11 protein-coding genes and 2 pseudogenes are annotated in these 10,368 nt (G+C 53.0%); 3 read left to right on the forward strand and 10 right to left on the reverse strand.

Annotated features, from left to right (window positions below; genetic code table 11):
• Nucleotides 1-149 precede the first annotated feature (149 nt).
• A complete protein-coding gene (locus WBG83_RS16315; RefSeq protein WP_336746269.1) occupies nucleotides 150-695 on the reverse strand; it encodes a SprT family protein in 546 nt (181 codons plus the stop codon).
• A 127-nt stretch (nucleotides 696-822) separates the two neighbouring features.
• Here WBG83_RS16315 and WBG83_RS16320 point away from each other — a divergent pair, with 127 nt between their 5' ends.
• A complete protein-coding gene (locus tag WBG83_RS16320) occupies nucleotides 823-1,176 on the forward strand; it encodes a hydrolase/acyltransferase (RefSeq protein ID WP_336746250.1) in 354 nt (117 codons plus the stop codon).
• A gap of 238 nt (nucleotides 1,177-1,414) precedes the next feature.
• Nucleotides 1,415-1,567 carry a cortex morphogenetic protein CmpA gene (cmpA, locus tag WBG83_RS16325; protein ID WP_336746251.1) on the forward strand — a complete coding sequence of 51 codons (153 nt, stop codon included), beginning with the start codon at nucleotides 1,415-1,417 and terminating at the stop codon, nucleotides 1,565-1,567.
• A 79-nt stretch (nucleotides 1,568-1,646) separates the two neighbouring features.
• Here the strand turns inward: cmpA and WBG83_RS16330 are convergent, their stop codons facing one another.
• From WBG83_RS16330 to WBG83_RS16370, 9 genes and pseudogenes are all read right to left on the reverse strand, one after another.
• Complete coding sequence (locus tag WBG83_RS16330; RefSeq protein ID WP_336746252.1) at nucleotides 1,647-3,881, reverse strand: Tex family protein; 2,235 nt, start codon at nucleotides 3,879-3,881, stop codon at nucleotides 1,647-1,649.
• 136 nt (nucleotides 3,882-4,017) lie between these two features.
• The gene (locus WBG83_RS16335) at nucleotides 4,018-4,368 is read right to left on the reverse strand and encodes a type II toxin-antitoxin system PemK/MazF family toxin (RefSeq protein ID WP_336746253.1); all 351 of its coding nucleotides are present in this window, start codon (nucleotides 4,366-4,368) and stop codon (nucleotides 4,018-4,020) included.
• A 3-nt stretch (nucleotides 4,369-4,371) separates the two neighbouring features.
• Nucleotides 4,372-4,653: a CopG family ribbon-helix-helix protein gene (locus WBG83_RS16340; protein ID WP_336746254.1), complete on the reverse strand. Its 282-nt coding sequence runs from the start codon at nucleotides 4,651-4,653 to the stop codon at nucleotides 4,372-4,374.
• A 413-nt stretch (nucleotides 4,654-5,066) separates the two neighbouring features.
• Nucleotides 5,067-6,233, reverse strand: coding sequence for an alanine racemase (alr, locus tag WBG83_RS16345; RefSeq protein ID WP_336746270.1), 1,167 nt, complete (start codon nucleotides 6,231-6,233; stop codon nucleotides 5,067-5,069).
• A gap of 193 nt (nucleotides 6,234-6,426) precedes the next feature.
• Nucleotides 6,427-6,741, reverse strand: a complete 315-nt coding sequence (locus tag WBG83_RS16350; RefSeq protein WP_336746255.1) for a hypothetical protein — start codon at nucleotides 6,739-6,741, stop codon at nucleotides 6,427-6,429.
• Nucleotides 6,742-6,772: 31 nt separating this feature from the next.
• Nucleotides 6,773-8,236 (reverse strand): outer membrane lipoprotein-sorting protein, encoded by a 1,464-nt coding sequence (locus WBG83_RS16355; RefSeq protein ID WP_336746256.1) that lies wholly within the window; start codon nucleotides 8,234-8,236, stop codon nucleotides 6,773-6,775.
• Nucleotides 8,237-8,605: 369 nt separating this feature from the next.
• Nucleotides 8,606-8,737 carry a hypothetical protein gene (locus tag WBG83_RS16360; RefSeq protein WP_336746257.1) on the reverse strand — a complete coding sequence of 44 codons (132 nt, stop codon included), beginning with the start codon at nucleotides 8,735-8,737 and terminating at the stop codon, nucleotides 8,606-8,608.
• 457 nt (nucleotides 8,738-9,194) lie between these two features.
• Nucleotides 9,195-9,548: pseudogene (locus WBG83_RS16365) on the reverse strand (4-hydroxyphenylacetate 3-hydroxylase C-terminal domain-containing protein); the annotation flags it as partial.
• A 185-nt stretch (nucleotides 9,549-9,733) separates the two neighbouring features.
• Nucleotides 9,734-10,015, reverse strand: a pseudogene (locus WBG83_RS16370) (transposase); the annotation flags it as partial.
• Between the two features lie 101 nt (nucleotides 10,016-10,116).
• Here WBG83_RS16370 and WBG83_RS16375 point away from each other — a divergent pair.
• The gene (locus WBG83_RS16375) at nucleotides 10,117-10,257 is read left to right on the forward strand and encodes a hypothetical protein (protein ID WP_336746258.1); all 141 of its coding nucleotides are present in this window, start codon (nucleotides 10,117-10,119) and stop codon (nucleotides 10,255-10,257) included.
• The last annotated feature ends 111 nt before the right edge of the window (nucleotides 10,258-10,368 follow it).

Genomic DNA, 10,368 nt, shown 5'->3' on the forward strand with positions numbered 1-10,368 from the left:
CTATCTCCACCTAACCTCCACCTAATTTCCACCCAGTGTTAGGGCAAGGTGCCGCCGTTTGTACGTTTGTACGTTTGTACGTTTGGTACACTCGGCTCCACGCTCCTGCTCCCGATGAAGCATACACATGCGGAGATTATCCAAATCTTTTACTTGGCGCTCCTAGCTTGACCCGCCCTTTCTTGGTCGCTGGCGCATTTACCCGATTTCACATCGGGGCCCGATGTTCCATCCTGGGGGGATAGCGGAATAAGACGCAGCCTGCTGCGGCAGCGTCCGCAGCCATATTTCTTAATATCCAGCTTGCGCTTGCGCATATATACCATCTGGCAGTTCGTGCATTCCAGCCTGTACCGGTATGGCTCGGTCCGCTTTACGGCGGCGATGGGCTGGCAATATCTGCTGCCGCCTACAATTGCAAGCAATTCCTTGAAATCCGAATCGCGGTGCTGGTATCCGCCCTTGGCCAGATGCAAATGATAATGACACAGCTCATGCTTAATAATGCGTTCGACTTCCTCCGCTCCATGGGTAACATACTGGAGCCAGCTAATATCAATATTATGGCTTCTTGTAAAATACCGCCCTCCCGACGAGCGAAGCCGCCGGTTAAAGGTTGCCCGGTGCAGAAAAGGCCGACCAAACGACTCCAATGAGACTCGCTCTACCCACTCCTGCAGCTGCCGGTCATCCATTTGATCCGCCATCACGGCCAGTCCCCTTTCCTACACAATTCTTCACTTGAATTTGTACCGTACAATCCGCTACACTGTCAAGTAGAAGTTCTGTGTCACTTGCACTTGGAGAGGAGAAAGACCCACAATGCCCACTATGCGCTACAACGTGCTTCAGCTAGGAAGCCGTATCGATTTTGTTGAAATGCCAGCCACCCATGCTTACCAGCTAAGCGCGCTGTTTAAACGGCTGCACAAAGAAATCGGCAAGCTGACAGCTGAACGTGTCCCTCAGCTTCCGCACATTATTGCCGAATGTGATGAATTGGAGCTCCATGATGAAGCACTGCACATTCAAAACGGCCTGGACTACATTAATGAGCTGGAGCGTTCCTTCGCTTCCATTCAGGAGCCCGCTTATCCGCTGATCTCCCTGCTGACGGAAATCCGGGCGCTGCAGGCCCAGCTGGAGCAGTGGTATGAAGAGGAACTGCATTTATAACAAGCCCTGCTCACAGCAGCATGATGTGATGTGCCTGGTGCCGTACATCATCTGCAGATTTTTAAGATAAGTTCTAGAATAGCTGCATCAGAGGGGGCTATGAGCCTGCCCTGCATACCCCTCCAGGCGCCTGAGCCAGCCTGACCGGACGACAAAATTCGAGTAGGACCTGCACCCGTTTCCGCAGATGCCCATATGATGAAATTAACGGCATCCAGAGGGAAAGGGGATAAGGCTTATGCCAAAATGGCTGTGCAACCAGCTGACCCAGGCATTCTTGAAAAAAGACCGCCGGCAAATTCGCCTGCTGAACGATTGCTGGTTTTTTTACCGCACCAAATCCAGCCTTCGAGACGGTGAAGGTCATCCGGTCAATTACACCAACCGTTAATACAGCTGATCTGCTGACAAAATAAGCAGCGCCCCCGTTTATACCGGAAGCGCTGCTTATTGTTATTTCCAGCTACCCCTTACGGCTGCTTCATCGTCAAGCTGACGCGCCCCTTGCCCATATCCACGCTCAGCACCCAGACCGTTACCGTATCCCCGACGGAAACCACATCCCGGGGATGCTTCACAAACGAGCTGCTCAGCTGCGAAATATGGACCAGACCGTCGTTTTTGACCCCGATATCGACAAAAGCTCCGAAATCAATCACATTGCGAACGGTTCCTTTAAGCTCCATACCCGGCTTCAAGTCCTCCAGCTGCAGCACATCCGTCCGGAAAATAGGCCCTTCCAGCTCCTCCCTCGGGTCGCGGCCCGGACGCATAAGGCTGTCCAGGATGTCGCGAAGCGTCGGAACACCAACGCCAAGCTGCACAGCCAGCGATTCCGGCTCCAGCTGCTTCAAGCGGTCATTCAGATCCTTCGACCCGAGCTCGTTCAGCTGCAGCTTCAATTCCTTGAACAGCTGATCCACCACGCGATACGATTCCGGGTGAATCGGCGTCTTATCCAGCGGGTTGTCCCCTTCCGGAATTCGCATAAAGCCGACACACTGCTCAAAGGTTTTGGCGCCAAGACGCGGCACCTTCTGCAGCTGCTGACGGGAGACGAATTTTCCGTTTTCTTCACGGTATTTTACAATATTTTTGGCAATCGTTGCATTGACGCCCGAGACATAGGCTAGAAGTGACGGAGAAGCTGTGTTCAGATCGACGCCGACATGGTTGACCGCCGACTCAACCACCACCTTCAAGCTTTCCTCCAAACGTTTTTGCGACACGTCATGCTGGTACTGTCCGACACCGATAGATTTCGGATCGATTTTGACCAGCTCGGCCAGAGGGTCCTGCAGCCTGCGGGCAATCGAAACTGCGCTGCGCTCCGCCACATCCAGCTTCGGAAACTCCTCCTGCGCCAGCTTGGACGCCGAATATACGCTTGCACCGGCTTCATTGACAATCAAATACTGCAAGGAGCGCCCTTTCGCCTTCTGCTTCGCGATAACTCCGGCCACGAACTGCTCCGTCTCCCGTGAAGCGGTACCGTTCCCGATTACGATAAGACTCACCTGATAAGAGCCAATAAGCTTATCAAACAGCGCCTCCGCCTCGGCAACCTTATTGTTCGGCGGGGTCGGATAGCTGACCGCCACCTCCAGCAGCTTGCCGGTATCGTCAATAACCGCCAGCTTACAGCCCGTCCGGTAAGCCGGGTCTACGCCAAGCACCGTTTGGCCCTTGACAGGCGCCTGCAGCAGCAGATTTCGCAGATTCTCCGCAAAAATCTCAATCGCCTGCTCCTCCGCCTTCTCTGTCAGCTCTCCGCGAACCTCCCGTTCGATGGAGGGGGCAATCAGCCGCTTGTATGCGTCCTCAATAACCGCCGTAAGCGTATCCTTCGTTATAGACGGCCCTTTCAATACTTGCTTGCCGATGTACTCGTGAATTCGATCCGCAGGAACCGTTAAATTGACCTTCAGGACATCCTCCCGCTCCCCGCGATTAATTGCCAGTATCCGATGCGGCGGAAGCTTGCGCACCGGCTCCTGGTACGCGTAGTACATCTCGTAAACCGATTCCTGCTCCGCATCCTTCGCTTCCGTCACAAGCGTACCCTGCTCCTGCGTATATCTGCGCACCCAGGTCCGGATTTTGGCATCGTCAGCAATATTCTCGGCGATGATGTCCATTGCGCCTTGTACGGCGTCCTCCGGCGACGCCACGCCCTTGCTCTCATTGACATAGGCTGCCGCTTCCGCCAGGAGATCTCCGGACCGCGGCTGAGTCATCATCCATGCCGCAAGCGGCTCCAGCCCCCGCTCCTTCGCCACGCTCGCCCGCGTTTTCCGCTTCTGCCGATACGGCCGGTATAAATCCTCCACCGCTTGAAGCTTCACCGCTTGTTCAATCGACGCCCGCAGCTCCTCCGTCAGCTTCCCCTGCTCGCCGATGAGCCGTATCACTTCACGCTTGCGTTCCTCCAGCCCGCGCAGGTATTGAAGCCGCTCCTCGATATCCCGCAGCTGATTCTCGTCCAGTTCCCCCGTCATTTCCTTCCGGTACCGGGCAATAAACGGAATGGTATTGCCCTCATCCAGAAGACCGACGGTCGTCTTCACTTTCCCGGCAGCCAGCTTCAGCTCCGCGGCGATTTGCTTCATAATCCGCTCTTCGAGCGCCGCTTTCAGCCCCGGTGTAAGCTCCTCTATAACAGCAACAGCTTCATCCGGCGTATTCGCGATATTTTTCTCCGACATAGCTTCATCCCCTTTGGCCTTTAGCTTCCCTTCCGACAGCGGTACTGAATCAAGATTACAAGCATCTGGCAGCAGCTTATCCGGCAACGAAAAAACGAGAGCTGTCTCACCCTCGTCTGCCTTCATCGCTCTTCAATTAAAATTCTATCAGACCGACACTAATCTGCAAAGCCTCATCAACCTTGCGCATTGTTTCTTCGTCCAAATGAGTAATTTTGTCCGTCAGCCGCTGCTTGTCGATCGTGCGAATCTGCTCAAGTAAAATGACCGAATCGCGGTCAAACCCATGCGTCTCGGCATCAATCTCCACATGCGTTGGCAGCTTTGCTTTTTGGATCTGAGCCGTAATCGCTGCCACAATCACTGTTGGGCTAAACCGATTTCCAATATCGTTCTGGATAACCAATACAGGCCGAACGCCTCCCTGTTCCGAACCGACCACCGGGGAAAGATCCGCAAAAAACACGTCGCCACGCTTTACAATCAAAGTTCACACCCCACTAACCAAGCGATCGAGGGTATCGTCCGCTTCTTCCTCCGCCAAAAACGCTTCCGAAGCCATGTGCAGATTAATTTTGGCCATTTCCATATACCCGCGCTGCATCGACTCCCGCAAGAACCGCTTTTTGCGTTCCATTAAGTAAAGCTTCATCGCTTGGCGGATAAACTCGCTGCGATTCGAATTCTCCTTCTCCACAATGCCGTCCACTTCTTGAAGAAGATATTCGGGCAGACTTATCATGATCCGTTTCGTATTATGCACATTGGACACCAATCTCGCACCCCCAGAACTTACCCAACCGTTAGTAACATTATGCTGTTAGGCCAACCATTTTATACAAAATTAGTCTATGCGCTGCGTATAGCAGATATGCTGCATTTCACCCCGAAGCAGAATTCGAGGGAATGTGCCATTTTCCGACACCTTTTCCTTATGGTATATCTATTCGCTGTCGGTTTTGGAAATCCTTTTTACAAATTTTATTTCCCTCGTGGAAAATGTTCCCCCTTGTCCTGCGGCTCTTCAGCACAGATATACAAAAACCGATTCAGCCTGCGGAAACACATCACAGAAGCGCAGGAAAAGGAAAAAGCAGCCTTCACCGCGCCGAGGAAGCACCTCAATCCCCCCGCGACGGCAAAGCCTGCATTCGGAGCTTCTATATCATCGTTCAAATTCCCCGCTCACTTCCAAAGCCCATTGACCGTTTGTACCGTAGCGCCGTCCCGGATATATACCCGGGGTACCCGATTCGATACCATGCAGGTCACCTCGTAATTGATCGTTCCCAGGGCAGCGGCCACTTCCTCGACTGCAAGAACCGCATCCCCTTGACGGCCAATCAGCACAACCTCGTCACCCGGCTGAACATCCGGCACGCCGCTCACGTTCAGCATGCATTGGTCCATGCAGATTCGACCTACTACCGGCACTCTCCGCCCGCGCACAATCGCCTCACATTTGCCGCTGAGCATACGGGAGAAGCCGTCCGCATATCCGACCGGCAGCGTTGCAATTTTCTCCTCCCCCGCCGCCCGGTATGTGGCCCCGTAGCTAATGGCCGTCCCCTGCGGCACGGTCTTCACCATCACTACCCGCGTTTTGTAGGAGAGCACCGGCTGAAGCTCAATCCGGCTCTTGTTCACCTCTTCGGACGGGTACATGCCGTACATGCTGATTCCAAGCCGCACCATATTAAAAGACAGCTCCGGCATATCAATCGCTGTCGCGCTGTTGCCTGCATGCAGGAGCGCGAACCTGCGGCCGTGCTGTGCAAACCGGTCCACAATGGCCTGAAACCGGCGGTGCTGCTCCAGCGTGTAGCTTTTGTCGGTCTCATCCGCACAGGCATAGTGCGTGAACAGGCCTTCGACCTCTACCCCCGGGCACGCAATCGCCCTCTGTATAAAATCAACCGCCGTAGCTTCTTCATGCAGCCCAATCCGGCCCATGCCGGTATCCAGCTTCACATGAATTTTCAGCTTATGCGACTCTTCCGGCATCTGCTGTAGAGCTGCCAGCACCTCGTCCGTGAAGACAGTTAGTGTTACATCGTGATCGCGGGCCACATCCAGCCCTTCGGGCCCGGTGAATCCGAGCACCAGCACCGGCGCCGTAATCCCCGCTTGACGAAGCTCCAGCGCTTCATCCAAAAAAGCGACCCCCAAATAATCAACGCCGCAGGCGACCGCTTCCTCCGCCACCTTCACGGCTCCGTGCCCGTATGCATTCCCCTTTACCACTGCCATCGTCTTCATCCCGACCGGCAGCACTTCCCGAAACGCCCGCAAATTCCCCGCCAGCGCATCAAGTGAGACCTCCACCCGTGTCGCGCGATAAAACCGCTCCACTCCCGTCACCTTCTTCAAAAATTCGGGAATCCCACCGCCTCGGCCAACTGCGCCGCACGATGGGATTCCTTCTTCTATAATAAGATTATGTTAATCCGTTCCCAGCAGGCTGTCAATGAAGGAGAGAGGTTTATCAGGCTGGCATCATTTACATATCAGCGCCCAGCCCGCCCGGACTCCGCTTTGCGCGGTATTAGGCGCTTTTTCTTGGCCGGTCTGCACCAATAAGCTGCTGCTGCGCAGTGTCGAGCATACTTAGGGTGCATTCCTCTCCACCGCACAATGCCTCATCGTATTCAATGCCGCCCGGCTGAGCATCCATCCAATACCTCTTATAAATGAGCTTGCGCCGTAACGCCCCTGGGATACGTTCGCCAATCGCCGTAACGCCGCAACCGCGCGCCTGGAACTGCGTGCGGCTGGCGCTGCAAGCTGCGTGTATCGCAGACGCTAGTTCGATGCGGCTCGCTTTCACCTCATCCAGCCTGAGTTTATACTTTTCCGTCAATGCCGAGGAAATCCTCACTCGCTGCTTCCGGTTATTTCCCAACCTGCCCTTGAACCGATTGCGCCACCTTAATCATTTCTCTTATCGGCAAATCACTGGAGGACAGCCGGTATTCTACTCCGTCAAAGGTCCAAACCAGCGTTTTCTGCTCTTCTCCCGTCAAAACCCCCACCGTATAGCCAAGATCTACACCCTCGCCGTACTGGGACATCACCATTCGATCCTTCGGGCGAGATTCAAGCAACGAATAATTGTATTTGCCGGAATAACGCAGCAGAACACCGCTGCCTTCACCGAACTTAATGTCCGAAATCTGGGCCTGCTTCACGCCTGACGGAATGTAGGCCGGATCAATGACACCGAAGCCTTGCTGTGCGGCCGACGCACCGGCCGCAGCCGCTTTGGAACCTGAGACGGCTCCGGCAGCAGCCCCTGCTCCTATCCCAGCCGCGCTAGGCGGATTCGTTCCTACTCCGATGCTTTGGCCTGGAGCTACTCCGCTCGAAGCGGCGTTTTGCGCGCCTGCAGCTGCTCCCGTGCCTTGTATGCCGCCCGAACCGCCTGTTTGCAGTCCGCCCATAGCGCCGGCTGCAGCTCCTGCGGCCGTGTCCTTGCCCGCCTGGCCATTTACTGCCGATTGGCTGCTCCCTCCGGCTGACGGAGCCGTCGCTTTACCGCCTGCTTGCGTGCCGGCCGAAGCGCCTCCTGCTGCGGACGCAGCTGTCTGGCTGTTAGCAGCCTGAGCTCCTGCGGCTGCAGTCCCTGCCGCCCCGGCACCGGTACCGCCGGCAGCAGCGTTACCCGCCTCCGCTTGGACCGGCTCCACACCGGCTGCAGCCATCGCCGGCAGCATTTGCAAGCGCGAGCTTGTCATATTGCGCTCCATGTCGAACGAATCTTGATCAAACTTTCGCCCGAACTGGAAGTCCGTGAAATCAACCTTGACCACCACCTGCGCTTGATCATCGGACACCTCGACATGAGATGGTGCATACGTTTTACGGTCCAGCCATATTTTTTGGCGGGCCAGCATGCCATGCTGATAATTGGCCGCTACATCAAACACATATTTGTCCTGGTCCACCGTAAACTGCCGCTCGGAATCGAGCAAAATGCTCTGCACCAGAGACTGGTACAAGTATACCTGTCCGGAATTTTCCGGCCAATCGCTTTGGAAACGGAACATTTTATTCAGATGCGGTGTCAGCACGAACACCCCATCATCATTTCGGAGCACAATTTGCGTAATGTCCTTCTGCTCGCTGGTCAGCGCAATCCGGTAATAGTGCGGCTTCTGATACCAAACCTCCACCCCGTACTCCTGCGGCTCCTGCCCTGTCTGCAGCGTCATCCGGCCTACCGCCGAATAGCTCTCCATCTTGCCGACAACCCCATCCAGTGCATTCACCACATCATCCGCACTCTTCTTCCCGCAGCCAGCCAAAACCGTTCCCACTACCATCACCACCAACAGCAACCACGTGAGCCGCTTCATCCTCGCATCCCCTCTCAAGCATTTTCACCGATTGGTAATGTCTATGAGAGGACTTGGCCAAATATGCAGACAAGAGTGACGAGCAGTTTGAAAACAGTTCCCCGCTTCCATACAATGGACATGGACGCTCTTCTTCCGACCGGTTTTCATCATGGCGAAGCCACAGCACGCTGCGAGCTGGAGCCGCACACGACGACAACAGGAACAATTCGTACCTATGCTTACACTTGACGGAACCCTGTCACTTCGAATACACAAATAAAATTCCTCCATTCAATAAAAAAAGACATTCCGAAGAACATCCTTTTTTTGTACCGATATAAATAGGTCAATGACCGAATTTTCATTAAAGCTTACATCAAGAACGATCTATTTCATCAAATAAACAACCCCGCCAATAATTCCTGCCCACATCAGCGTACCTACCACGAGCCCTAGCATAATTCCCCGCCCAGGCGCCAGCGGCTCTTCCTGATGCATTTCCTCATCCTGCTTCATCATGGCCATACCTCCACAATGTTCCTTTTTACAGTAGTATGCGGAGGGGAGGGAGAGGATATACCTCGAAGTATATTTTACTCACCAACCAAAATGGGATTCCTTCTTTGTTCCCTAAACTATAGCATAATGAGAGCTTTCCTGCATCATATCCCGTTGTATCCTTTAATGGAAGCGACCATAGCACCCTTGGCAAAATGCTTCTGGCGAAACAGGTACACAATACGAATCTGAACGACGGCGATTTTCACGGCAGTCAGTCATCAGGCCAAGCAGCATATAGCTAAAGGCTTGAAATAAGCGCTCCTGGAAGCACGGGGTCAAAATACGCCCTCTTAGCCGAATTTTTTCGCCTTTTACCAGCCAGTTGGTCAGCACAACTAACATGAGACCGATCATCAACTTGAACAGGCAGGGACTATTCGTGGATGCGGCAGGAATTTCTTGCGGAAGCCCTATATTAATTCATTGCCGCCATTACTTTTTGAATAAACTTTTGCTGGTCTGAGTTTATAATTATATATTGATTCGCCAAATTTCTTGCAGGATCTCCTGCGTAGAAACGTTCATATAATTCATGACGGGAAGCAAGCGGACTCCCTATCAAATCCCATGCAAGCTTGAATAAAGAAATTTTATTATGCGCTTCGATTCCAGCCCCTCGTAAATATTTTTGTATAAATGGTGATAAAGGTCCGTCAATTTCCCTAGTGCTTGAAGGTAACCGAAAAAATCCTCCTGCTCCAATGATCTGTATAATCCCCACCGCCCGGGGATAATAACGGCTACCCAGATTTCTTGCTGTTTCAATATAATATAATTAAACCTGAATTTCGAAAGCTCATAAGAACGTGGTGGTAGCCGTCCAAGAGCGGTGGATTGACTGTAAATAAGTGGGGTTATAGCCAACGATAATTCGGAGAATTGTCCACATGGATATAACTTCCCCCTCCCCAGTGAAGGAGCGCGGTCGTTTTCCATGTAAAATGTTAGCAATTTTCATTCCAGTTGAACGATTCTGGCTTCGATTCTGGCTTCGATTCGCTTCCAAGCGTGGCGGCTTGCGAAATCCTTGACCAGCTTGAGCACGACAGTGCGACTATGCCGAACGAGCGTTGCCGCGCAATGAAAGAATTCCAGCCGGAATCGGGCAATCGTATATCCCCGATGCACCGGTTCGCAGCAATCGCGTTTGAAGCGCTCGAACAAGTTATAGGCCAACAACTTGATCAGCAGATCGAGTTCGTTGGATTCAAATTCACTCGTGGCGATCCGGTCGATCTGACATTTCGCACCCTTGAGCAATGTGAAAAAGAAATAAAAGAAAACGAGAAAAGATGTCGAATACCTCTGTAGAGTCTATAACGTACGGAGGAAACGAGATGAACCCGAATATCCAGATCGAATCGATTTATGCAGCAGGCTATCTGAATCTCATTAGTCAGACGATGAAGGAGATGAAGATTCCCCAGACGATAGATGAGAAAGTACGTAAGCGTCAAACCAATCCCACCTGTTCGTAGGCAAAGCAATCCCTCATAATGAATCCATCATGCTAACGAGAGGATGGATTCTAAATTGGAAATGAATCTGCAAGCCATATGGAGCGAGCGGATCGCGGCCTACCAGGCCAG

This window comes from Paenibacillus sp. y28 (assembly GCF_037137075.1).
GTDB lineage: Bacteria > Bacillota > Bacilli > Paenibacillales > NBRC-103111 > JBBBNV01.